Raw genomic sequence first — 23,241 nt, 5'->3', positions numbered from 1 at the left:
GCCGCTCACGGCCACCGTGCGGACGCTACCGGCTCACGCAGACCGCCGGAGGTGGGGATTCGCACCCGGGTGACAGCGAACCCGGCTCCGTCGAAGGCTTGCCGTATGGGTGTGTTCGCAGCGTCGGTCGTGTCGACGATTCGTGCCTGCGCGCCGTCGTGGTGGACGTGGACCATCTCTGCGAGAAGGTCATGCACGTAGCCGTGCCCCCGAAGTCCCGGGAGAACGCCGAAGTAGCTGATGCTCGCGTCGCAAGCGGTCCGCGTCGGGATGATGAACCTGACTGTCGTCCGGTCTGGCAGCTCAGCTACTCCGCCGGGCGTCCCGCTCTCCTGGCAGTGACAGAATGAAGACGAGGTTGTCGTCTGCGAGGGCGTCGACGCCCTCGCGAGCCGCCATGTCGAGCGTGGGGGCGTCGAGGCCGCCTGCGGCGACTTGCGCGAAGTCGTCACGGAAGGCCTCGTCGGACGCGGCGGTGAAGCGCAGGCGTGTCGAGCGGTCCGGAAGCGCAGCTACCGTGCAGCTAGCCGGGCGTTTCGAGATCGTGGCGCCGAGGCACTGTCGCGGGGGATGCCGATGCTGACGTTCAACGACCTGCTGTCCCTCGAGGGTGTCGACCCGGCGCAGGTCCGCCTGGTCCGGCACCAGGACAACCGGTTGAAGCCCGGCCGGCTCTACGAGGCCTGGCGCAACGACAGAATCTCGTTCGAGCGGTACCAGAGCGTCCAGCAGCGCAACGTGTTCGACGTGGGCGACCGGCTCGCCAGCTTCATCGTGACCGAGGCCCGCAAGACCGTGTTCGCCGGTCTGTACGAGGTCGCCGGTATCGACATCTGCCCGGCCGGCATCGTCGACGCCCTGACCGGCGCTGACGTGTCCGGCTACCACAGCTATGACCTGCGGCTGCTCCAGCAACTCGGCGACTACACCGACAAGGTGGTCATCGACTGGGGCGCCGGCACTCGGACCTGGGTCCAGCGAGCCGCCAACCAGCCCAAGCCGGTCGTCGAGATCACCGAGCAGTACGAACCCCGTTTCCCCGGCTTCCGCGAGTTCGTCCGACCGGTCGACGACATCCCCACCCTCCCTCACGGCTGGCAGCAGGTGCTGCGCGCCGTGAAGGGCGTGTACCTACTGGTCGACGTGGAGTCCGGACAGCAGTACGTCGGCTCGGCGAAGGGAGCCGACAGCCTGCTCGGCCGCTGGCTGGAGTACGCCAACGGGGGTGACGGCGGGGACGTCCGCCTCAAGGCCGTCGCCCGTCACGGCCGACGGCAGTACCAGGTGTCAGTGCTGGAGGTCGTTGACGGCAACACCCCCGACGACACCATCGAGCAGATCGAGTCGTACTGGAAATCCAAGCTGCTCACCCGGCGGTTCGGTCTCAACGCCAACTAGTCAGCAGCGCGGTGCACCCCTGTTCACCGAGAAGCGCTTGAACGCGGCGGTGAACGGTGCTCGTTGAGGTCGCTGAGAGACCGCGTTCGACCTGGTCGGTGCCAGCTGGTGTCGCCTGGTGCTCGCCCATCCGTTAGCAACAGGGTTAGCACCGGCCCTCAGTCGAGGCAGGCGTCGATGGTTCGGCCTACCGCGTTGTAGATGTCGCCCAGATTGGGCGACGGCACGGTCCGGCCAAGGTGGTCAGTGAAGTGCACGACCAAGGGCCAGTTGATGAGCACGACCCACTGACTTGGCATCGCGCTCACGAACCTGTAGCGGGTCTGCTCGGAGCCGAACACCAGCGGCTCTAGGGGCGGCCGGGTCCAGATGATCTCGACCTCCGCCGTCTCGGGCTCGACCCGGAGCACTTCCTGGTCGACCGGGGCCGACGTCACGGCGGCGGTGAGCAACATCGCGTGCTTGTCGGCGTTGTTGACCCTGGCCAGGACGGCCAGCAGGTTGTCCTCGGGGTCTCCCGCGGGGGCGTCGTGGAAGGGTTGTAGCGACTCAATGGTGTCGTAGGCGGCCTGGCTTACATGAGCGAGCGGGCCACGATTCTTCGAGTAGCGCTTCGCGACGCTGTCAGCCCACTTGTCGGGGTCGTCGTAGATCGGGAAGGCGTTGTCACGGATCGGCTCCTGCCCATTCCGTAGGACCAGAACCGTGATGAGGTTGTCAAGAGCCGACCGTGCGCAGTGCGCGAAATCCCCGAGCATCAGCCCCATCTCAGGGTAGGGCTGCTCGGGCGGCGCATACAACGCTGAGAAGCTGCCGTCGTGGTTGTCCCGGGGCTCCGAACGGCCACCGGCGCTCAGCACCCGGCTGATCTCGCTGTCGAGCAGCGTCAGCACATCGTGGGCATGGGCCAGCTTGAGCCAGACACCGGCGAGCACAGCGTCAGGGGCGATCGGTTCCACGAGGCCATCGTGGCCTGGGGCACCGACACAAGGCGGCGGGGTGGGACCGGCGGGCGCAGGCTGCTATGTGGGCGCGCAGGCCCTGCGTGGGGCGGCGAGCACCCGGCGCAGGTTTGCCGCGACCTCGGCGTGGTCGCGGCCTCGTCCTCGTGGTCGGGGAAGGCGACGATCGTCAAGGCAACGGAGGAACTGACCGACACCAGAAACAGCAGAACCCCCGCCGGCGCAGAGGCCGTGGGGGTTCAACTCGGTGTCCGAGGGGGGACTTGAACCCCCACGCCCGATAAAGGGCACTAGCACCTCAAGCTAGCGCGTCTGCCATTCCGCCACCCGGACGAGTGCGAGCTGAAGACTACCCGACTCCCTGGGGCCGATCACGCACCCCCTCGGCGCTCGTCGGAAGTCAGGCGGGGGCCAGTGCCACCCGGCCGCGACCCGCACGCTTGGCCTCGTACAGCGCGGCGTCCGCGGCGATGTACACCGCCCGCCGGTCGCTGCCGTACTCCTGCACATGCGCGACGCCCACGCTGATCGACAGCGAGAGCAGCGTCCCGTCCGCCAGCGCCATGGGCTGCGCCAGGACGGCGTCCAGCAGCTCTGCGCCCCGCCGTGAGGCGGTGTCGCGGTCGCAGCCCGGCAGGAGGACGGCCAGCTCGTCGCCACCCAGACGGGAGAGGACGGCGTCGTCGGCACGGACGTTGTCCCGGAGCACCGCCGCCAGGTGCACGAGCACGTCGTCACCGACGGGGTGCCCGTGGTTGTCGTTGATCGACTTGAACGGGTCGACGTCGATGAGCACCAGGGCCGTCCCGTCCGGCACGGGGACGGTCAGCGCCGTCTGCAGGGCGTCGTCGAAGGCCCGCCGCGTCGCGAGCCCGGTGAGCGAGTCCACCGTGACCTGCCGCTGCAGGGCGTCGACCAGCCGCTCCTGGGCCCGGTTGGGCCGCGCCAGCAGCAGGGCGTTGACGGCGAGCACGGCGCCGAAGAACGTGAAGTCGTTCAGCGCCGCCGCAAGGGGCAGGAGGTGGACCAGCGTGACCAGGTCCGACGCGAGCGCGGCACCCGTCACCAGCGCCACCGCCCGGGGCCGGAGGTGGAAAGCCGCCCACAGGACGGGAAAGGCGTAGAAGGCCTGCCACCCGGCGGACGTGTCGCCGGTCAGGACGTTCAGCGTGCCGATGAGGGCCACTCCGGCCAGCGCGAGAAGGGCGACGGCGTGCCACCGGTCGAGCACCTCGGGGGAGAGGAAGGAGGCAGGGGCGAGCGAGGTGGGGCACGATCGGCCCATGGCCGAGACCCCCGCTCCGCTGTCCGGCGCCCAGGCCGAGGTGGCCGAGCTGCTCAGCGACCTGATCCGGATCGACACCACCAACACCGGTGACACGGCGACCGGCGCCGGGGAGCGCAAGGCCGCCGAGTGGGTCGCCGTCAAGCTCGACGAGGTCGGCATCGCCTCGCAGATCTTCGAGTCCGAGCGGGGGAGGGCCAGCCTGGTCGCCCGGATTCCCGGCGCCGACCGCAACCGCCCCGCGCTGCTCGTCCACGGGCACCTCGACGTCGTTCCCGCCGACCCCGCCGAGTGGACGGTGCACCCGTTCTCCGGCGAGGAGCGCGACGGCTACATCTGGGGTCGCGGCGCGGTGGACATGAAGGACATGGACTGCATGGTGCTGGCACTCGTGCGCGACTGGGCGCGCACCGGCGTCCAGCCGCCGCGCGACATCGTCCTGGCGTTCCTCGCCGACGAGGAGGCCGGGGGCAGGCTCGGCGCGACCTTCATGGTCGACGAGCACCCGGAGCTGTTCGCGGGCTGCACCGAGGCCATCAGCGAGGTCGGCGGTTTCAGCATCACCGTCCGCGACGACCTGCGCCTCTACCTCGTCCAGACCGCCGAGAAGGGCATGGGCTGGATGCGGCTGACGGTCGGTGGCAAGCCCGGCCACGGCTCCTTCGTGCACGACGACAACGCCGTCACCCGGCTGTCCGAGGCGGTCGCGCGGATCGGCAACCACCGGTTCCCGCTGACCCTGACCCCGCCGATGCGGGAGTTCCTGGCCGCCGTCGAGGACGCGTACGGCATCGAGATCGACCCGGCCGAGCCGGAGCTGGCCCTCGCCCGGCTCGGCAGCCTCAGCCGGATGATCGGCGCGGCGCTGCGCAACACGGCGAACCCCACGATGCTGCAGGCCGGCTACAAGGCCAACGTCGTGCCCGGCACGGCGAGCGCCACCGTCGACGGCCGCTTCCTCTACGGCCAGGAGGAGGAGTTCGAGCGCCAGCTCGACGCGCTCATGGGCCAGGGCGTGCGGCGCGAATGGCTGGTGCACAACCAGGCGGTGGAGACGACGTTCGACGGCCCGCTGGTCGACCAGATGGTCGCCGCGCTCAAGGCCGAGGACGACGGCGCGCGGCCGGTGCCCTTCACCATGAGCGGCGGCACGGACGCCAAGAGCTTCGAGCGACTGGGCATGCGCTGCTTCGGGTTCTCCCCGCTGCGACTGCCCCCGGACCTGGACTTCGCCTCGTTGTTCCACGGCATCGACGAGCGGGTGCCGGTGGAGTCGCTGAAGTTCGGCATCCGGGTGCTCGACCGCTTCCTCCGCAACGCGTGATGTGATGCGGGGGTGACCGAGAACACTCCTGGCCCCGGATCCGTCGCGCTGATCACCGGTGGGACCGGTGGCTTCGGCCGAGCACTGGCGAAGAAGCTGCGCGAGCGGGAGGTCACCGTCGTCCTCGCCGACCTCGACAGCGAGCGCAACCGCCAGGTCGCGGCCGACCTGGGCTGCGAGTTCGCGGTCCTCGACGTCACCGACCGCGCGGCCAACGAAGCGCTCGTCTCCCGCATCGAGGGCGATCACGGCCGGCTCGACGCCGCCTACCTCAACGCCGGCATCTCGGCGGCCAAGAGCGAGGACGTCCTCGACCTCGAGGAGTTCATGCGCGTGGTCGAGATCGACCTGTTCGGCGTCGTCTACGGCGTCGCCGCCGCCCGCCCGGCGATCAAGCGGGCCGGGGGAGGGGCGATCGTGGTGACGGCGTCGCTGGCCGGGCTCTCGCCGATGGCGACCGACCCCGGGTACAGCGTCGCCAAGGGCGGGGCGATCGCCTTCGTGCGCTCCATGGCGCCGCGGCTGACCGCCGAGGGGACGACGATCACCGCGATCTGCCCCGGATTCGCCGACACCGCGATCATCGACCGGATCCGCGACCAGTTCACCGCCGCGGGCTTCCCGGTGCTCAGCGCCGAGGAGGTCGCCGACGCGATGATCAGAGCGTGGGAGGCGGGGGAGCCCGGTGCGGCCTACGTCATCCAGCCCGGCGTCGGGACGGTGCCCTACAAGTTCAAGGGCGTGCCCGCGGCCCGCACCGAGGCCGGCGAGACGGCCGTCGTCCCGGAGGCGCTGCGCCCGCCGTCCATGCGCTGAGCGGCGCCCCCCCACGGTGGAAGTGTGATGGATTCCTGAAATAAGGGGCCTTCACTGCCGATTGCCGGGCTGATGACTGAAATGCCGAAGTGCCCGCGTGGTTGCCCCTCGGTGAAGGTTGTGCGCGACGGCCCGCAGCGCACCGAAGGGCGGCACCGCCAGCGGTATCGCTGCGTCAAGCCCGACGGCACCTTCCACCGCTTCATGGGCGAAGGCAGCTTGAGTCGGACCCTGGTGACGGCCATTCCTGCGAGGAGTGCGATCGCCCACTGGAGGTCGATGGCGGACCGGCCGCGCTGTGGAGCAGCCGCTACCTCGTGAAGGAAGTCGCGACCGCGCTGTGGTCCCTGGCCGGCGGGGTCTCCTACACCGACGCCGCCGCCCGGGTGCGTCGGCGGGCGTGGGGTGACGACGGGGCCGTGCAGCGCGCCGAGAAGACCGTCGCGTCCGACCAGATGGTCGCGGACTGGCTGTCGAAGCTCGGGCCGATCGTCGCCGCGCCGCACGCCGAAACCGAGTGGCCCGAGTCCGTGGTGCTCGACTCGACCCGCTTCATGTACACCGACCGCTTCACCGGGACGTCCAACCAGCTGTTCTGCGTCCTGGCCGCCTGGGGCTACCCGGCAGGAGCCCAACGAGGTCGGCTGTGGCGGCTACGCGCCTACCCGCTTCAGGACCGCGCGACCTGGGAGGAGTTCCTGGCCGAGCTGCCCGGGCGCCCCGAACTGGTGGTCATCGACCGGGACTACGGGGCCATCGGCGGTGTCCAGGCCCGGTGGGGGCGAGGCCGCAAGGGCGTGCCCATTCACCTGTGCGAACCCCTCTCGGCATCCAGCCTGCGCGCCTGGATGCCGCAGCAGCCGGCCCGCCACGCACCCGGTTCCCGGCCAAGAAGCCGACCAGCATCGCTCTTTCACCGTAGGAAGGCGACCGCTCCCTGCGGCACTTCCACGGGCACCACAACCTCAGCGGATGAGCCCGGCGTGGTTGAGCCCGGCCACCAGCGCGGGGGCCACCCCGAGCAGCAGCCAGACAGGCAAGGGGCCGCCCAGGAGCCAGCGGATAGCGGTGGCGGTGCCGAGGCCGATGACCGCCGACAAGGTCAAACCGGGCGCCATGTTGCGCAGCCGTGCGAGGCCGGGGTCGTCGAAGTAGTACACGCCGAACGCGCTGACAAACATCACCGGCACCGCGAGGGCCAGCAGGGTGGCTGCGGCGAGCCAGGAAGCAACACCGGGACGGTTGCGGTGGGCGCCGCCAGGGGCATCCGCCCGTCTCGGGTGCATCGGCCGAAACCTCAGGTCCGTGCCCCCTGTCGCCGGGGAGAGCGAGGGGGCAGAAGCCGGGAGAGATGATTCACGGCTGCTCCAACGAGCCACTGGGGGTGCGGATGTGCCCTGAAGGTCGTCTCACTCTCCGCCAGGGGTCTGGCACGGCAGGGCGCTGCGGCACGCCGACGACACGCCGGCCGCCTGCGCGACCTGCATCAAGGGTCGGGGGCGGCCACAGGGTCCCCGCCTAACCCGCCCTTGACCAGGCATCACACTTTCACCGTAAGGGGGGGCGCCTCCGCGTGCGCGGCCGCCCGTTCCCCGTCAGGATGGCGGCCGGTGGGAGGGGGATCGACCCGCCTGGACGACGTCGACAGGAACGGAAGGACCCCCGCCATGCGCACGATGCGCTACAAGCCGAGCAAGCCCTTCGCGGTCCTCGGCATCGTCATGGGTATCGGCATGCTGGTGTTCGGCATCAGCATGCTCCGCGACGCCGAGGGTGGCGGGAAGGCGTTCCTGGCCTTCTGGTGCCTGATGGTCGTGGCCGCCACGGGCCTGAACACGTGGGCCGCCTTCTCGAAGAACGGCTCGCTGGGGACCTTCGTGCCCAGCAACTTCGTGTCCGGCGACGACGAGGAACCGCGGTCGACGCGCTGACCCGTCAGTCGACGACGGGTCCGCGGCAGGCGAAGAGGAATGCCGGCGGCACGTTCCACGGTGTGATCCGCCAGGTCACGGTGCGGAACCGCCTGCGGAAGTCGGCCAGCATCAGCGGCGAGTACTGGATGACGACGACGGTGCCGTCCTCGGCCAGCGCGCCGGGCAGCACGTCGAGGATCCGCTGCCGCAGCCGCTGCTCCAGCGAGGTGTAGGGCAGCGCGGAGACCATGACGTCGGCCTTGTCCCCGCCCAGGTGCTCGGCCAGGTTCTCCGCGGAGTCGCACACCACCTGCACCCGCGGGTCGTCGAACCGCTGGTCGAGCAGCTTGGCCAGCCGCGGATCGATCTCGAGGGTCACCAGGCGGGCGCCGGGCTTCATCCGGGCCAGGATCTCCTGGGTCTGCGCGCCGGTGCCGGCGCCCAGTTCGACGACCAGGTCGGCGCCGGGGACGTCGGCGAGGTCCAGCATGTCCCGCACCGCCGTCCGTGACGTCGGAAGAACGGCACCGACCTGCCGCGGGTTGGCGGCGAACGCCCCCAGGAATCGCAGGCGGTCGGTCAGCTGCTGGAGCATCAGGTCCCCTCCCGGGCCGCCGCTGGGACGGGCGGCCGAACGAACCGCACCCTGACACGCCCGCGCCGCTCCGGCGAGAGGAACCCCCGGCCCCCGTGACGACGGTCACCAGCGCTCTGGCAAGGTCGGGGGCATGCGTGCATGGCGAGTCCACGAGCTCGGCGACCCCTCCCAGGTCATGTCCTTCGACGAGGTGGACCAGCCCACCCCCGGGGAGGGCCAGGTGCTGGTCAAGGTGCGGGCGGCCGCGCTGAACTTCCCCGACGTGCTGATGGCCATGGGCATGTACCAGGAGAAGCCTCCGCTGCCCTACACGCCCGGCGTCGAGCTGTGCGGCGAGATCGTCGGAACCGGGCAGCGGGTCATCGGTTCGCCCGCCGGTGGTCCCGGCGCGTTCGCCGAGTACGCGCTCATGGACGCCGCGGCCGCCTTCCCGGTGCCCGACTCCATGTCCGACGAGAAGGCCGCGTCGCTCTACCTGACCTACCAGACCGGCTACGTCGGCCTGCACCGCCGCGCGCACCTGCAGGCGGGCGAGACCCTGCTGGTGCACGCCGGTGCCGGTGGGGTCGGCACCGCGGCGATCCAGCTGGGCAAGGCCGCCGGCGCCACGGTCATCGCCACCGCGGGCGGCGCGCGCAAGACCCAGGTCTGCACGGACCTCGGCGCCGACCACGTCATCGACTACACGACCGAGGACTTCGTCCCGATCGTCAAGGAGGTCACCGGCGGCCGCGGCGCCGACGTCATCTACGACCCGGTCGGTGGCGACGTCTTCGACAAGTCGCGCAAGTGCGTCGCGTTCGAGGGTCGCATCGTCGTCGTCGGCTTCACCAGCGGCCGCATCCCCGATGCCCCGGCCAACCACCTGCTGGTGAAGAACTACAGCGTCGTCGGCCTGCACTGGGGCCTGTACCGCAAGTACGAGCCGTCGGTCTTCACCGAGACCCACGAGGCGCTGGTCGCGCTGGTCGAGCAGGGCGCCGTCGACCCCCTCGTCGGCGAGGTGCTGCCCCTGGACCAGGCTCCGCAGGCGTTGCTGAAGCTGGCCAGCCGGGACACCGTCGGCAAGGTCGTGCTCGTTCCCTGAGCCGGCCGGGCGGGGCGGGCGCCTAGCCTGGTGCCCGCCATGCCGTCCGATCCGCTACCCCTCGTCGACGACCGGTCCTCCCTCCGGGCGGACTGCTCGCGGTGCGCCGGGCTGTGCTGCGTCGCGCCGGCCTTCGCCGCCTCGGCGGACTTCGCGATCGACAAGCCGGCGGGCACCCCGTGCCGCCACCTGGGCGGGGACTTCCGCTGCGGCATCCACGGCGAGCTGCGCGAGCGCGGCTTCCCGGGGTGCACGGTGTTCGACTGCTTCGGCGCCGGCCAGCACATCACCCAGGGCACCTTCGGCGGCCGCAGCTGGCGCGACTCGCCGGAGCTGGCGTCGCAGCAGTTCGCCGTCCTGCCGGTGATGCGCCAGCTGCACGAGACGCTGTGGTATCTCTCCGAGGTGCTCGCCCTGCCGGCGGCCTCGCCGCTGCACGCGGAGGCCGCTGCCCGTCGACGGGAGATCGAGCAGCTCACCCGGCGGAGCGCCGAGGAGCTCGCCGCCCTGGACGCCGGGGCACACCGCGCACCCGTGGGCGAGCTGCTGGGCCGGGTGAGCGAGCTCGTGCGCGGGCCCCGAGCCCGGAACCGGCGGGGTGCCGAGCTGATGGGCCGGGACCTGCGCCGCACCGACCTGCGCGACGCGAGCCTGCGGGGCGCCTACCTCATCGGTGCCGATCTGCGCGGCGCGGACCTCGGCTCCGCCGACCTGCTCGGCGCCGATCTGCGCGCCGCCGACCTCCGGGGCGCGGACCTGAGCCGGTGCCTGTTCCTCACCCGGCCGCAGGTGACCGCCGCCCGGGGGGATGCGAGCACGAGGCTGCCGGCCGCGCTCGAGCACCCGCCGCACTGGAGGGGACCGCTGCCTAGATGACCGGCTTGGGCAGGTAGGACAGCCGGGCGCGGCGGCGCATGATCACCTTGCGCGTGCCGTCGGCGTGCAGCTGCAGGCGGGCGAGTTCCCAGCCACCGACCTCGGACTGCAGGCTCAGCATGGTCGCCGCCGCCGACCGGGACGTGCCCGGAGGGATCCGCAGCGGCGCGAACTCGTAGTCCCCGGGCGTGTCCATCGATCCGATTGTGCCTGGCATCCGGCGGCCCGTCACGGGTTGGTCGTCTCCGTCACACCAGCTCGGCCTGCCGGGAGGCGGCCGGACCGGCACGATGGGGGAGACCTGACCTGCTTCGAGGGGAGACGACGTGACCGAGCCCGGGTTCTCGAGCGACGTGCCCGACGCCGACCGCGCGGAGCAGCAGGCGCTGCTCGACCCGCCGGCGGTGAGCCGCGCGGCCGAGGCCGGCGCGCCGATCGGGGAGGCGACCGAGGCCGACGCCCTGGAGCAGCAGCTCTCGGCCCGGCCGGGGGAGGCCGGCACCCCGCGGGGCCCGCTCGGCGACCGCGAGGCGAACGACGCCGACGTCCTGGAGCAGGAGGCCGACGTGCCGCTGGACGAGGACGACGTCCGCGACTGAGTCCGCCGGGCGGGTGAATCCTCCGGTCCGGGCTGCCCCCGCCGTCACTCTCCGTCATGGTGGGCGGGTGGAGCGCGGGACGACGACCCAGGCAATCCGGGACGATGCCGGGACCGACGTCGACGCTGCCGTCGCCCGTTGGGCAGCGGCCGCGGGGATCCCGGTCTCCGTCGCGCAGGGCTTCGAGTCCCGCACCTCCGTCGGCAGGCGTGTTCTTCGCGGCTTCCTGCTGGGCCTGGCCGTCGGGCTGCCGGTGATCGCCCTCGGCTGGGCCGGGGAGGCGGGGAACGGTGTCCGCCTGGTCCTCGTCTGTGCCGTGCTGGTGCTCCTGCTGCGGATCGCGCAGCATCGGAGCGGTTCCGCCCGCTGACCTCCTGGCCCCTGGGGCACTGCCGTCGTCAGGCTGCCCTAACTCAGCCGAGGAGGGGTCGCGCAGATCCGCCCGAGCCCGCCCGCGCACGGACGCCGTTCCGACGACGACCTTCGCCCCCGGGCCGCCGAGCCCCCCCGGACCGTCGCCACCCGCGCCGCCGCCACCGTCTGCGCCAGCGGTATCGGCGGCAGCCGGCTGCCGGCCCACACCGTCACCGCGGCGGGACAGGTGCTGCTCGTCGTCGGCCGCACCGCCGCGCTGCTGCGGCTCGGCCTGGCCGAGGTCGTGCTGGGGGAGTGCGGAACGACCGTCGACGTGAGCCCCGGCGACTTCCTCGCCGCCCGTCCCGACCCGCTGGCCGGCATCGGGTCCGACACCCTGCGGCACCTGGCCTCCGACCACGCCGACGTCCTCGGGCTGCTGGCCGGGCGCCTGCCTGCGGGCCTGGTCGGGGCCGCCGACGTCGTCCGGCCGCTCGGTCTGGACCGCTTCGGGTTCCGGCTGCGCGTCGAGCGCCCGCTGGGGCACACCGACGTCCGCGTGCCCTTCGCCGGGCCGCTCACTGCGCGAGGCAGCTCGGCGCCGCCGTCGGACAGGTGCTCTGCGCGGCCCGTCGGGCCCAGCGGGCGGCGCGGGAGCAGGGCTACGCGCGCTCCTCCTCGTGCCAGGGTGGCTCCGTGGACGCATTTGCCGAGATCGCCGAGGAGCGCCGCTGCCTCGCCGACCTGCTGTCCGGCCTCACCGAGGAGCAGCGGGCCACGCCGAGCCTGTGCAGCGCGTGGACCGTGCACGACGTACTGGCGCACCTCGTCGTCCCGCTGGAGGTGGGGCTCGCGCGGTTCGCGGTGGCCATGCTGATCTGCCGCGGGAACTTCGACCGGGCCAACGTCCGGCTGACCCGCCAGCAGGCCCGCCGGCCCTACGGTGAACTCGTCGAGGTGCTGCGGCGGAAGGCCGACTCGCGGTTCACCCCTCCCGGGGCCGGGCCCGAGGCGCCCCTCACCGACCTGCTGGTGCACGGCCTGGACATCCGCCGGCCACTGGGGCTGCCACGGGAGATCCCCGAGGCGCGCCTGCGCACGTCGCTGACCTTCCTGACCTCGGCCGGCGCCAGGAGCTTCGTCGCCGACGGCACGCTCGACGGGCTGCGGTTCGTCGCGGAGGACCTGGACTGGGCGCACGGCAGCGGTCCCACCGTGAGCGGCCGGGCGGACGCGGTGCTGCTGGGCATCACCGGCCGCACCGCCGCGCTCGACTCCCTCAGCGGCGACGGCGTGCCGACGCTGCGCAGCCGACTGGCCTGACCCGGGGCGCCGTCAGCCGGCCATCTCCCGCAGCAGCTCGGCCAGTCTGGTCCGGCGCGGTCGCGCCTCGACGTCGCGGACCGCCCGGGCCAGGGCGGCCCCGCTCGCCGGCACGATCGAGAGGTGCTTCTGCGCCCGCGTGAGGGCCGTGTAGACCAGTGGCCGCGACAGCATGCCGCCGGCCTCCGGCGGGAGCACGACGACGACGCCCGGCCACTCCGAGCCCTGCGCCCGGTGCACGGTGATCGCCCAGCCGTGGCGGAGGTCGAACAGCGCCTGGCCGGTGCACGTGACCGGGCCGGAGCTGAAGTCGACGGTCAGCGAGCCGTCACCGGTGCCGGTGACCACGCCGACCTCGCCGTTGGCGAAGCCGATCGGGTCGAGGTCCAGGTGGTTGGCGGTGGCGACGACGCGGTCGCCCGGGTCGAAGCCGAAGACCGCGCCCTCGCCGGGGTTGAGCTTGTCCTTGAGCGCCTTGTTCAGCTCGATCGTGCCGGCCGGTCCGCGGTGCACGGGGGTCACGACCTGCACCGAGCCCGGCTCGATGCCCAGCGCGCGCGGGATGGAGTCGGTGACCAGCTGCACCACCCGCCGTGCCGCCTCCGCGCTGCCGGCGGCCGGCACCACGACGACCTCCCGGTCGGGGGAGTCCACCGGCGGCAGCTCGCCCGCGCGGACCGCGGAGGCCAGCCGGGCGATCGCGCCGCCCTCGGCCTGCCGGTAGAGGGTGGTCAGCTCGGTGACCGGCACGGTTCCCGAGTCGATGAGGTCCCCGAGCACGTGGCCGGGGCCGATCGAGGGCAGCTGCGCCGGGTCCCCGACGAGCAGCAGGTGGGTGCCGTCCGGGCACGCCTCCAGCAGCGCCGCGGTCAGCTCGACGTCGAGCATCGAGGCCTCGTCGACGACGATCACGTCGGCGTCCAGCGGCCACTCCTCGTTGCGGGAGAACCCGCCCGAGGCGCCCTGCGCGCCGAGCAGCCGGTGCACCGTGGTCGCCGGGTGGTCGGTGAGTTCCTCCAGGCGCTTGGCCGCCCGGCCGGTGGGCGCGGCCAGCGCGATGTCGGTGCCCTTGGCCCGCAGCAGCTTCACGATCGAGGCGACCGTGCGGCTCTTGCCGGTGCCCGGTCCACCGGTCAGCAGGCTGACGCCGGCGGAGAGCACCTGGGCGACGGCCTGCTTCTGCGCCTCGTCCAGCCCCTTGGCCACCGAGCGCACGGAGGCGGGGTCGGCGATCCGCTCCGCGGCGGCGGCCAGGCGGGCCACGTTCTCCGCCACGGCCTCCTCCGCCATGCCGAAGCGGGCCAGCGACAGCATCCGCAGCGCCGGATCCGGCTCGGGCTGCTCGTCCGCGTCCTCGTCGAACTCCGGCTCCGGCGGCTCGTGCTCCAGCACCTCGCCGCCGTCGACCGCAGCAACGATCGCGGCCACCGGGTCGCTGATGCCCTCGGCCTGCAGCGCCGAGACGACCAGGTCCGCGGGCAGCACGGTGTGCCCGTCGCGGGTCGCCGTCCGCAGGGTGAGGACGACGATCGCCCGGCCGCGCCGGCTGTCCTGCCGGTCGGCGCCCTTGAGGACGGCGATCGCCAGCCGGTCGGCGTCACCCAGGGTCACACCGGGGAGCCCGAGCAGCGCCCAGGGGTCGTCGCGCAGCCGGCGGGCGGCGTCGGGCCCCAGGCCGTCCGCGACCCCCGCGGCCAGCTTGGCCGGCAGCCCGGCGGCGACCAGCAGCCCCACCACCTCGTAGGTCGGCGCAGCGGCCAGGAAGCTGGAGAACAGCCGCTCGGCGCGCTGCCGCCCGACGCGGGGCAGCTTCGTCAGCCGGTCGGCGGTGACGTCGTCCGGTCCGGTGATCCCCGCGCCAGGGAGCTCCGCGGCCGCGCGCTTGCCCAGGCCCGGCCAGAGCCCGGCCGCGCAGAAGGCGGCGAAGACCTGGTCGCCGCCGGGGGAGGAGGGTGCGGCGCTCACCGGTCCGACCGGCGCTCGGGATAGCTGAACGGCGGAGCCGACACGTCCTCCAGGGCGGTGCGGATCGCGGCGGGCAGCCGCACGCCGTCGGCGTCCAGCGACGCCTGGAGCTGCTGGGCGGTGCGCGCGCCGACCACCGGGGCGACGACGCCCGGCCGGTCCCGCACCCATGCCAGGGCGACGGCCAGCGGCGTGGTGCCCAGCCCCTGGGCGGCGGTGATCACCGCCTCGACGATGCGGTCGGACTTCGCCGACCGCAGGCCGTCGATGAAGCCCTGCCACTGCTGCGACGCGCCCCGGGACTCCGACGGCGTGCTGTGCCGGTACTTGCCGGTGAGGATGCCGCGGCCCAGTGGTGACCAGGCGAGCACGCCGACGCCCAGCGCCTCCGCGGCGGGGACCACCTCGCGCTCCACCCCGCGCTGCAGCAGCGAGTACTCGACCTGCGTGCTCACGACCGGCGTGCGACCCGGCCATGCCTTCTGCCAGGTGGCGGCCTGCGCGGTCTGCCAGCCGGTGTAGTTGCTCACCCCGATGTAGCGGGCCCGTCCGGAGGAGACGGCGAGATCGCAGGCCGCCAGGGTCTCCTCGAGCGGCGTCGTCTCGTCCCAGGCGTGCAGCTGCCACAGATCGACGTGGTCCAGGCCCAGGCGCTCCAGGGAGGCGTCCAGCGCCGAGATCAGGTGCCCACGGGACGCGCCCCGCCCCATCGGCCCCTTGCCGGTGCGGCCCACGGCCTTGGTCGCGACCAGCACGTCCGCCCGCGGGACGACGTCGGTGAGCAGGTGCCCGAGGATCCGCTCGCTCTCCCCGTCGCAGTAGACGTCGGCGGTGTCGACGAGCGTGCCGCCGGCGTCGACGAAGGCCGTCAGCTGCATGGCGGCCTCGTCCTCGTCGGTGTCGCCGCCCCACGTCATCGTGCCCAGCGCGAGCCGGGAGACGACCAGTCCGCTGCGACCCAGCGCCCGTTGCTCCACGACCGGCCAACCTACCGTCGCCGGACGACGTCCACCCGCAGGGACCGGCCCGCCCGGGGTGCCGCGCCGCGGGTCCGCGTGCCGCCGCCTAGGGTTCCGGGTCGTGCCCGAACGATCCCTCCGCCGTCCGGCCGCCGCCGTCCTCCCCGGGGACCGCTGACATGGGCTGGATCGAAGCCGTCGTCCTCGGGATCGTGCAGGGGCTCACCGAGTTCCTGCCGATCTCCTCCAGCGCCCACCTGCGGGTCGTCGGCGAGGGGTTCGGCTGGGGCGACCCGGGTGCGGCGTTCACCGCCATCACCCAGATCGGCACCGAGGCCGCCGTCCTGCTGTACTTCCGGCGCGACATCGGGCGGATCATCACCGCCTGGATCGCCTCGCTCGGCGGCCGGCGGAAGGGCGACCCGGACGCCCGGATGGGCTGGCTGATCATCATCGGCAGCCTGCCGATCGGCATCCTCGGCCTGCTGTTCCAGGACGACATCGAGACGACGTTCCGCGACCTGCGCATCGTCGCCACCGCGCTGATCGTCTTCTCGCTGGTCCTCTTCGCCGCCGACCGGATCGGGGCCAAGCAGCGCGAGCTCGACCAGCTCACCGTGCCGCACGGCATCGGCTACGGCTTCGCCCAGGCGATGGCCCTCATCCCGGGCGTCTCGCGTTCCGGCGGCACGATCACCGCCGGGCTCTTCCTCGGCTACTCGCGGGCCGCGGCCGCGCGGTACTCGTTCCTGCTCGCCGTCCCCGCCGTCCTGGCCTCGGGCTTCTACCAGGTCTACGAGGAGCTCGGCGGTGACCAGGACGGCGGCACGCCGGTCTCCTGGGGGCCGACGATCCTCGCCACCGTGCTGGCCTTCGGCGTGGGGCTCACCGTCATCGCCTGGCTGCTGCGCTACCTCGACCGCGGCAGCTTCACGCCGTTCGTCGTCTACCGGATCCTGCTCGGCCTGCTCATCCTCGGCCTGGTGTTCTCCGGCGTGCTGGACCCCGCGGCCGGCGCCTGAGCCCCGCCGATGAGTTCCGGGCGCCGAAACGGTCTGCCCCGCATGACCATGCTCGAGCTCTCCGAGGCCACGCTCGCCTACGACGTCCACGGTTCGCTGCCGCCGGCCGACGGCCGGCCCCCGTTGTTCCTCGTCGGAGCGCCCATGGGCGCCGGCGGCTTCGGCACGCTGGCGGGATACCTGGCCGACCGCACCGTCGTCACCTACGACCCGCGCGGCATGGACCGCAGCACGCGGAAGGACGGCCGGAGCGAGCACACGCCGGAGCAGAACGCCGACGACGTGCACCGCATCATCGAGGTCATCGGCGGACCGGTGGAGATGTTCGCCAGCAGCGGTGGAGCGGTGACGGCGCTGGCGCTCGTGGCCGCGCACCCCGGGGACGTGACCACGGTCGTGGCCCACGAACCCCCGCTGATCACGCTGCTCCCCGACGCCGACCGGGCCGTCGCCGCCGAGCGCGCCGTCCAGGCCGCCTACCGCGAGAAGGGCTGGGGCCACGGCATGGCCGCCTTTCTCGCGCTCACCTCCTGGACCGGCGAGTTCCCCGAGGACTTCGGGGTCCGGCTGCCGGACCCCGCCGCCTTCGGCCTGCCGGCGGACGACGACGGCGCGCGCGAGGACCCGCTGCTCTCGGGCGCCTCGAACCCGGTGACCGCCTACCGGCCCGACGTCGCCGCCCTCGCCGCCGCTCCGACGCGGATCGTGGTCGCCGTCGGCGAGGAGTCGGCGGAGCTGCTGACCGGCCGCACGTCGGTCGCGGTCGCCCGGGCGCTCGGGCAGGAGCCGGTCGTCTTCCCCGGTGGCCACGGCGGCTTCCTCGGACCGGAGTTCGGGCAGCCCGGGAAGCCGGAGGCGTTCGCCGCGCGGCTGCGCGAGGTCTTCGACGCCTCCTGAGCGGCCGGAACTCCCAGGCGCGGTCACTAGGCTCCACGGCGTGCACAAGGACCCCCGAGCCCCCCACCGCTCGCACGCTCGCGTCGGGCCCCTGCTCGCCGGCCGGTCGATGAGGCGAGCCCGATGACGACGGTCATCCTTCTGCGCCACGGCCGCACGACCGCCAACGCCGGCGGGGTGCTCGCCGGGTGGACACCGGGCGTGCAGCTCGACGAGACCGGCCAGGCGCAGGTGCAGGCGGTGGGGGAGCGGCTGGCGAAGGTCCCGCTCGCGGCCGTCGTCAGCAGCCCGCTGGAGCGCTGCCGGCAGACCGCCGGCGCGGTCCTGGCCGGCCGCGAGCTGGAGCTGCGGACCGACGACCGGCTCGGCGAGGCCCGCTACGGCGACTGGACCGGCCGCGCCATCAAGGAGCTGGCCAAGGAGCCACTGTGGAAGGTCGTGCAGCAGCACCCCTCCGCTGCCGTGTTCCCCGGTCCCGACGGCGAGGGGTTGGCGCAGACCCAGGCACGGGCGGTGGCCGCCGTCCGCGAGTGGAACGCGCGCCTGGGCCCCGACGCGGTGTGGCTCGCCTGCAGCCACGGCGACGTCATCAAGGCGATCCTCGCCGACGCGCTGGGCCTGCACCTCGACCAGTTCCAGCGCATCGTCGTCGACCCCGCGTCGATCTCGGTGGTGACCTACACCGACACCCGGCCGTTCGTGGCGCGGATCAACGACGCCGGCGGCGACGTCTCGGCCCTGATCCGCACTACCCGCAAGGGACGCCGTCGCAAGGCCTCCTCCGACGCCGTGGTGGGCGGCGGCGCCGGGGCACCGGCCTGACGTCGGCTTTCGGACCGCGTCGCGGACGGCGGGGCGACACCGCTCCCGCGTAACGTGGGGCGCGTGCCACGCCAGGTCCATCTCTTCGAACGCCCCACCCGCTTCGTCGCGGGGACGGTGGGCCAGCCAGGGGACCGGACGTTCTACCTGCAGGCCTCCGACGACGCCGGCCGCACCGTGAGCGTGGCCCTGGAGAAGACGCAGGTGCAGGTGCTCGCCGACCGGATGAACGAGCTCCTCGACGAAGTGAGCGGCCGGGCGAACACGGTCATCCCGCCCGAGGCCGACGTCGACGACCTGGAGCCGCTGACCGCGCCGGTCGAGGAGGAGTTCCGGGTCGCGGCCATGGGGCTGGCCTGGGACGCGTCGGCCGAGGCCGTCGTCGTGGAGGCCGTCGCCGCCGGCGAGGAGCCGATCGAGGAGGACGCGATCCTCTCCGACAGCGACGAGGGCCCCGACGCGCTCCGGGTGACCATCACACCGATGGCCGCCCGCGCCTTCATCGCACGGGCCCGCCGCGTCGTCGCCGCCGGCCGTCCCGCGTGCCCGCTGTGCTCGCTGCCGCTGGATCCGGTCGGGCACGTGTGCCCCCGGCAGAACGGCTACCGCCGCTGACCGGCGGCGCCCCGATGAACGAGCAGCCGGCCGAGCCCGACCTGCGCTCACCGGCCGACGACGCCGAGGCCCTGACGCTGCTGCGCGACGGCGAGATCGACCTCGAGGGCCGGATGCTCGACGCCTCCAACGTGACGCTCGTCGGGACCATCCGCACCGACGAACTCGCCGCCGAGTGCGTCTACAAGCCGGTGGCGGGAGAGCGGCCGCTCTGGGACTTCCCCGACGGCACCCTGGCCGGGCGGGAGATCTCGGCGTACCTGGTCTCGGAGGCCACCGGCTGGCGGGTCGTGCCCCCGACGGTGCTGCGCGAGGGGCAGTTCGGCCCCGGCATGGTGCAGCTCTGGATGGACGGCGACGAGGACGTCGACCTCGCCGAGTTCGTGCGGCGCGACGACCCCGCGCTGCGCCGGATGGCCGTCTTCGACGCGGTGGTCAACAACGCCGACCGCAAGGGCGGCCACATCATCCCGATGGCCGACGGCCACGTGTACGGCGTCGACCACGGCATCTGCTTCTCCGTGGACCCGAAGCTGCGCACGCTGCTGTGGCGCTGGGCGGGCAAGCGGCTGCCGGCCGAGGCGGTCGAGGTGCTGGAGCGCATCGCCGAGGAGCTTCGCGGCGACCTCGGGGAGCAGCTGCACGAGCACCTCACGCGCACCGAGGTGCGCTGCACGCAGCGGCGGGTGGCCGACCTGCTGCGCACCGGCCGCCACCCCGAGCCCAGCGGCGACTGGCCCGCGCTGCCCTGGCCGCCCTTCTGAGCCGCTGACCCGGCGGCTCGGACTCGCCCGCGTGCGCATGCGCGCTGCTACCTCGCCGCGGAGAGCCGCCCGCTGGCGTGAGAACGCGGGGATCCGGCCCGGTCGCGACTTCTGGGCGGGTGTGCCACGGGTCGCTCCCCCGTGCCGGACCCCGACGACGGGAAGTGGGCCTCTCTCGGCTCGTTCGCCGGCGGGTTCCACGTCGAGGTGCAGCGGACCGGGGAGTGGACGCCGCTCCGCTGGCACGTGGACATCGAGAGCGACGACGTCGAGGCCGAGGTGGCGCTGCTGGAGACGCTGGGTGCCACCCGCCACCGGGACATGGGGTCGTTCTGGCAGATGCTCGACCCGGCGGGGCTGGTGCTCTGCGTCGTCGGCGTCCAGACCGGCGAGGAATGCGACCGCCACGCCGTCACCTGGCCGTGAGGTGTCGTCGGTCAGTCGGGAGCGTGCTCCGCGCACCGGTGCATCACGCGGTTGCGGGAGCGGATCTCGCGATGGGCGGGGCGGCCGCAGGCCTCGAACCAGTTGTGGCCGCCGACAGGACGTCGTGCGCCGAAGGCCTACCCCAGGTCCACCAGGTCGATCATCGCCGCCGCCTGCGCCGCGTCGCCGTCGACGGTGAGCGCGTCCAGCGGGAGCCGCCGCCAGACAGCCAGCAGGAGGTCCCCGGCGGTGCCGGTCAGCGTGGCGACCGGCAGGGGCCCGGCGCCCGGGAATAGCGTCCGCTCGGCGTCGGCGTCCACGGCGTGCAGAACGACCGGCTGCGCGTCCTCCCGGGGACCCTGCGGCAGCGCGCCCGGGACCATCACCTCGAGCCACTCGTCCAGGCCGTCGAGTGCGACGTCGGGCGGGATCGGGCGGACATCGCCGAGCAGCTGCTGCACGTCGACGGTGTGCACCGTCGCCTCCTGCAGCTGCCGCCGCAGCACGAAGGCGATGTCCTTGCGCGGCGCCCAGGTCCACACGTGCTCCGTGGGGTCGACGCCGGCGAGTGCGGTCTCGAGCTCCGCGCTCCGCGCCGCTCCGTACGCGAGCAACTCACCGTCCTCGCGCCGCGCAGGAGCCGCGTAGGCCGACGGGTCCTGCGCACGGGTGCGCACGATCCACGCCCAGAAGTGCTGGACCTCCGCGAGGTGCCACACCAGGTCGGCCAGCGACCACCCCGGGCACGCGGGCACCGGAGCCGCCCAGCCGCGGGCCAGGACGGCCTCCGCGGCGGCGTCGGCGAACCGGGCGTCCACGCGTCGCAGGGCCGGCAGGTACTCGCCGATCTCCATCGTGCCCCCTCCGACCGGATGACCCGCACGGACGTGCGGCCCGACGGCGTCGGACCTCGCCTCTAGGCTCGTGTCGTGCTCTCCTGGCCCGCCCCGCTGCTGCCGACCCTGCCCGGCACCGGTCCCGTCCTCAAGGTCTACGACACCGCCCGTGGCGAGATCGTCGCGACGACGCCCGATCGCACGGCGCGCATGTACGTCTGCGGCATCACCCCGTACGACGCGACGCACCTCGGGCACGCGGCCACCTACCTGGCGTTCGACCTCGTCAACCGGCTGTGGCGCGACGCCGGCCACGCGGTGCACTACGTGCAGAACGTCACCGACATCGACGACCCGCTGCTGGACCGGGCCGACCGCGACGGCGAGGACTGGGTCGTGCTCGGCATGCGCGAGACCGCGCTGTTCCGCGAGGACATGACGGCGCTGCGGGTGCTCCCGCCGGAGGACTACGTCGGCGCGGTCGAGGCGATCCCACGCGTCGTCGCGCACGTCGAGCAGCTCCTGGACGAGGGCCTGGCCTACGTGCTGGACGACGGCACCGGTGACGTCTACCACGACGTCTCGCAGGCCCCGGGCTTCGGCAGCGAGTCCGGCTACGACGAGCCGACGATGCTGGGCTTCTTCGCCGAGCGCGGGGGAGACCCCGACCGGCCGGGCAAGCGCAACCGCCTGGACCCACTCCTGTGGCGCGGGCGCCGGGAGGGCGAGCCCACCTGGGCCGGGCCGCGCGGCGCCGAGGGCCGGCCGGGCTGGCACATCGAGTGCGCCACCATCGCGCTGGACACCATCGGGATGGGTTTCGACGTCCAGGGCGGTGGCAGTGACCTGGTGTTCCCGCACCACGAGTTCTCCGCCGTGCACGCCGAGGCACTGACCGCGACCAAGCCCTTCGCGCGGGCCTACGTGCACGCCGCCATGATCGGCCTCGACGGCGAGAAGATGAGCAAGAGCCGGGGCAACCTGGTGTTCGTCTCCAAGCTGCGGGGCGAGGGCGTGGACCCGATGGCCATCCGCCTGGCACTGCTGTCGGGGCACTACCGGACCGACCGCGCGTGGACACCGGCCCTGCTGCAGGAGGCCGAGGAGCGGCTGGACACCTGGCGGCGAGCCGTCGACCTGGATGCCGGCGCGCCGGCCGGGCCGGTGCTGCACGGGCTCCGCGAGCGGCTGACCGACGACCTGGACAGCCCGGGCGCGATCGCGCTGATCGACGACTGGGCCCGACGCACCCTGGCCGGGGGAGCGGACCTCGAGGAGGAGGCTCCCCGGGTCATCTGCGACGCCGTCGACGCACTGCTCGGCGTGGACCTGGGCGACTGCGGATGACCGGTGCGCCCGCCGGCCCGTTCCGGCTGACCGATCGGGCCGCGCGGGAGCGGGCCGAGGAGCAGCTGGCGCCCGCCGCCACCCGGGCGGCCGACTCGCGGGGGCGCGCCCGCCCCGAGGCGGAGGACTCCCTGCGGACGGCGTTCGAGCGCGACCGCGACCGCATCCTGCACGCCAAGGCCTTCCGCCGCCTCAAGCACAAGACGCAGGTCTTCCTGCACCCCGACGGCGACCACTTCGTCACCCGCCTCACGCACACGCTGCAGGTCACCCAGGTGGCGCGGTCGCTGGCCCGGGCGCTGGGGCTCAACGAGTCCCTCGCCGAGGCCATCGCGCTGGGCCACGACGTCGGGCACTCACCGTTCGGCCACATCGGCGAGGACGCGTTCGACCCCTACGTCGAGGGCGGGTGGCACCACGCGGCGCAGGGCGTCCGGATCGTCGAGGTGCTCGAGAACCTCAACCTCACCTGGGAGGTGCGCGACGGCATCCGCGCGCACAGCTGGAAGATCGACCCGCCGCCGTCGACCCGCGAGGCCGAGTGCGTCCGGTACGCCGACCGGATCGGCTACCTGTCCCACGACGCCCTGGACGCCGCCCGGGCCGGGGTGATTCGCGCCGGTGACCTGCCCGCCCGCGCACTGGCCGTCTTCGGGCAGCCCGGCAGCGAGATGGTCGGGTCCATGATCGACGCCGTCGTCCAGGGGTCGCTGGCCGCTGCCGACACCGCCGCCGGGGCGGTCGTCATGGCCCCGGAGGCCCTGGCCGCCATGCACGAGCTGCGCGACTTCATGTTCGCCCGCGTCTACGCCTCCGACGTCGCCGCCGGCCAGAAGCACGTCGCCGTCGACGTCATCCGCCGTCTGGTCGATCACCACCTGGCGCACCCCGAGCTGATCCCGGCGACCTACCGCGACACGGAGGCACCGGTGCTCACCCAGGTCGTCGACTACGTCTCCGGGATGACCGACCGCTTCGCCCTGGCGACGCACGACCGGCTGTTCGACGCCGACGCGTCGGCGCAGATGCGGCCCCTGCTCGGCGAGCGCTGAC

25 protein-coding genes, 1 tRNA gene and 1 pseudogene are annotated in these 23,241 nt (G+C 73.2%); 18 read left to right on the top strand and 9 right to left on the bottom strand.

The annotated features are described in order from the left end of the window. Window positions 1-570: 570 nt before the first annotated feature. On the top strand, window positions 571-1,398 hold the full coding sequence (locus C5508_RS03800) for a GIY-YIG nuclease family protein (protein WP_104523624.1): 828 nt from the start codon (window positions 571-573) through the stop codon (window positions 1,396-1,398). Between the two features lie 158 nt (window positions 1,399-1,556). Here the strand turns inward: C5508_RS03800 and C5508_RS03795 are convergent, their stop codons facing one another. From C5508_RS03795 to C5508_RS03785, 3 genes are all read right to left on the bottom strand, one after another. Next, a complete protein-coding gene (locus tag C5508_RS03795; RefSeq protein ID WP_104523623.1) occupies window positions 1,557-2,357 on the bottom strand; it encodes a hypothetical protein in 801 nt (266 codons plus the stop codon). A gap of 251 nt (window positions 2,358-2,608) precedes the next feature. Then, window positions 2,609-2,693 (bottom strand) — tRNA-Leu (locus C5508_RS03790). A gap of 67 nt (window positions 2,694-2,760) precedes the next feature. Then, on the bottom strand, window positions 2,761-3,645 hold the full coding sequence (locus C5508_RS03785) for a GGDEF domain-containing protein (protein WP_104523661.1): 885 nt from the start codon (window positions 3,643-3,645) through the stop codon (window positions 2,761-2,763). On the opposite strand from C5508_RS03785, the gene C5508_RS03780 reads away from it, so the two are divergent. Next, the gene (locus C5508_RS03780) at window positions 3,644-4,969 is read left to right on the top strand and encodes a M20/M25/M40 family metallo-hydrolase (protein WP_104523622.1); all 1,326 of its coding nucleotides are present in this window, start codon (window positions 3,644-3,646) and stop codon (window positions 4,967-4,969) included. The two genes, C5508_RS03785 and C5508_RS03780, sit on opposite strands and share 2 nt — an antisense overlap. Before the next feature lie 12 nt (window positions 4,970-4,981). Next, window positions 4,982-5,785, top strand: a complete 804-nt coding sequence (locus C5508_RS03775; protein WP_104523621.1) for an SDR family oxidoreductase — start codon at window positions 4,982-4,984, stop codon at window positions 5,783-5,785. 965 nt (window positions 5,786-6,750) lie between these two features. On the opposite strand, the gene C5508_RS03765 is transcribed toward C5508_RS03775, so the two are convergent. Then, complete coding sequence (locus C5508_RS03765; protein ID WP_157943970.1) at window positions 6,751-6,966, bottom strand: hypothetical protein; 216 nt, start codon at window positions 6,964-6,966, stop codon at window positions 6,751-6,753. Between the two features lie 486 nt (window positions 6,967-7,452). On the opposite strand from C5508_RS03765, the gene C5508_RS03760 reads away from it, so the two are divergent. Continuing rightward, window positions 7,453-7,716 carry a hypothetical protein gene (locus C5508_RS03760; RefSeq protein ID WP_104523618.1) on the top strand — a complete coding sequence of 88 codons (264 nt, stop codon included), beginning with the start codon at window positions 7,453-7,455 and terminating at the stop codon, window positions 7,714-7,716. A gap of 4 nt (window positions 7,717-7,720) precedes the next feature. On the opposite strand, the gene C5508_RS03755 is transcribed toward C5508_RS03760, so the two are convergent. Continuing rightward, window positions 7,721-8,293 (bottom strand): class I SAM-dependent methyltransferase, encoded by a 573-nt coding sequence (locus C5508_RS03755; protein ID WP_104523617.1) that lies wholly within the window; start codon window positions 8,291-8,293, stop codon window positions 7,721-7,723. A gap of 133 nt (window positions 8,294-8,426) precedes the next feature. On the opposite strand from C5508_RS03755, the gene C5508_RS03750 reads away from it, so the two are divergent. Both C5508_RS03750 and C5508_RS03745 read left to right on the top strand, forming a co-directional pair. Continuing rightward, window positions 8,427-9,383 (top strand): NADPH:quinone oxidoreductase family protein, encoded by a 957-nt coding sequence (locus C5508_RS03750; protein ID WP_104523616.1) that lies wholly within the window; start codon window positions 8,427-8,429, stop codon window positions 9,381-9,383. 39 nt (window positions 9,384-9,422) lie between these two features. After that, entirely contained in the window at window positions 9,423-10,259 is an 837-nt protein-coding gene (locus C5508_RS03745) for a pentapeptide repeat-containing protein (RefSeq protein WP_104523615.1), read from the top strand. Here the strand turns inward: C5508_RS03745 and C5508_RS03740 are convergent. Further along, window positions 10,252-10,455, bottom strand: a complete 204-nt coding sequence (locus C5508_RS03740) for a DUF5703 family protein (protein ID WP_104523614.1) — start codon at window positions 10,453-10,455, stop codon at window positions 10,252-10,254. The genes C5508_RS03745 and C5508_RS03740 overlap by 8 nt on opposite strands. 130 nt (window positions 10,456-10,585) lie before the next feature. Here C5508_RS03740 and C5508_RS03735 point away from each other — a divergent pair, with 130 nt between their 5' ends. The 4 genes and pseudogenes from C5508_RS03735 (at window position 10,586) to C5508_RS03720 (ending at window position 12,535) form a co-directional block, all read left to right on the top strand. Next, window positions 10,586-10,858: a hypothetical protein gene (locus C5508_RS03735; protein WP_104523613.1), complete on the top strand. Its 273-nt coding sequence runs from the start codon at window positions 10,586-10,588 to the stop codon at window positions 10,856-10,858. Between the two features lie 67 nt (window positions 10,859-10,925). Continuing rightward, on the top strand, window positions 10,926-11,228 hold the full coding sequence (locus C5508_RS03730; RefSeq protein WP_104523612.1) for a hypothetical protein: 303 nt from the start codon (window positions 10,926-10,928) through the stop codon (window positions 11,226-11,228). Between the two features lie 231 nt (window positions 11,229-11,459). Beyond that, a pseudogene (locus tag C5508_RS20175) lies at window positions 11,460-11,744 on the top strand (DUF2470 domain-containing protein); the annotation flags it as partial. Window positions 11,745-11,908: 164 nt separating this feature from the next. Continuing rightward, complete coding sequence (locus C5508_RS03720) at window positions 11,909-12,535, top strand: maleylpyruvate isomerase family mycothiol-dependent enzyme (protein ID WP_104523660.1); 627 nt, start codon at window positions 11,909-11,911, stop codon at window positions 12,533-12,535. 12 nt (window positions 12,536-12,547) lie between these two features. On the opposite strand, the gene C5508_RS03715 is transcribed toward C5508_RS03720, so the two are convergent. Continuing rightward, entirely contained in the window at window positions 12,548-14,500 is a 1,953-nt protein-coding gene (locus C5508_RS03715) for an AAA family ATPase (RefSeq protein ID WP_104523611.1), read from the bottom strand. Further along, entirely contained in the window at window positions 14,497-15,477 is a 981-nt protein-coding gene (locus C5508_RS03710; RefSeq protein ID WP_104523610.1) for an aldo/keto reductase, read from the bottom strand. The genes C5508_RS03715 and C5508_RS03710 overlap by 4 nt, the downstream gene beginning before the upstream one ends. Before the next feature lie 161 nt (window positions 15,478-15,638). On the opposite strand from C5508_RS03710, the gene C5508_RS03705 reads away from it, so the two are divergent. The 6 genes from C5508_RS03705 (at window position 15,639) to C5508_RS03680 (ending at window position 20,005) form a co-directional block, all read left to right on the top strand. Further along, window positions 15,639-16,481, top strand: coding sequence for an undecaprenyl-diphosphate phosphatase (locus tag C5508_RS03705; protein WP_104523609.1), 843 nt, complete (start codon window positions 15,639-15,641; stop codon window positions 16,479-16,481). A 42-nt stretch (window positions 16,482-16,523) separates the two neighbouring features. Beyond that, a complete protein-coding gene (locus C5508_RS03700) occupies window positions 16,524-17,378 on the top strand; it encodes an alpha/beta fold hydrolase (protein ID WP_104523608.1) in 855 nt (284 codons plus the stop codon). A 123-nt stretch (window positions 17,379-17,501) separates the two neighbouring features. Next, complete coding sequence (locus C5508_RS03695; RefSeq protein ID WP_104523607.1) at window positions 17,502-18,200, top strand: histidine phosphatase family protein; 699 nt, start codon at window positions 17,502-17,504, stop codon at window positions 18,198-18,200. A gap of 63 nt (window positions 18,201-18,263) precedes the next feature. Then, on the top strand, window positions 18,264-18,815 hold the full coding sequence (locus C5508_RS03690; protein WP_104523606.1) for a DUF3090 family protein: 552 nt from the start codon (window positions 18,264-18,266) through the stop codon (window positions 18,813-18,815). A gap of 14 nt (window positions 18,816-18,829) precedes the next feature. Next, entirely contained in the window at window positions 18,830-19,579 is a 750-nt protein-coding gene (locus C5508_RS03685; protein WP_104523605.1) for an SCO1664 family protein, read from the top strand. Window positions 19,580-19,720: 141 nt separating this feature from the next. Beyond that, window positions 19,721-20,005, top strand: coding sequence for a VOC family protein (locus C5508_RS03680; RefSeq protein WP_232796897.1), 285 nt, complete (start codon window positions 19,721-19,723; stop codon window positions 20,003-20,005). A 137-nt stretch (window positions 20,006-20,142) separates the two neighbouring features. Here C5508_RS03680 and C5508_RS03675 read toward each other — a convergent pair whose 3' ends face one another. After that, a complete protein-coding gene (locus tag C5508_RS03675) occupies window positions 20,143-20,859 on the bottom strand; it encodes a maleylpyruvate isomerase family mycothiol-dependent enzyme (protein ID WP_104523604.1) in 717 nt (238 codons plus the stop codon). Window positions 20,860-20,934: 75 nt separating this feature from the next. Here C5508_RS03675 and mshC point away from each other — a divergent pair, with 75 nt between their 5' ends. Further along, entirely contained in the window at window positions 20,935-22,188 is a 1,254-nt protein-coding gene (gene mshC / locus C5508_RS03670; protein ID WP_104523603.1) for a cysteine--1-D-myo-inosityl 2-amino-2-deoxy-alpha-D-glucopyranoside ligase, read from the top strand. Then, entirely contained in the window at window positions 22,185-23,240 is a 1,056-nt protein-coding gene (locus C5508_RS03665) for an HD domain-containing protein (protein WP_104523602.1), read from the top strand. The genes mshC and C5508_RS03665 overlap by 4 nt, the downstream gene beginning before the upstream one ends. The last annotated feature ends 1 nt before the right edge of the window (window position 23,241 follow it).

It is taken from the genome of Blastococcus atacamensis (genome assembly GCF_002938425.1).
Lineage (GTDB): Bacteria > Actinomycetota > Actinomycetes > Mycobacteriales > Geodermatophilaceae > Blastococcus > Blastococcus atacamensis.
Note: the sequence above shows the minus strand (reverse complement) of the source record. Positions and strands in the feature narration are given on the sequence as shown.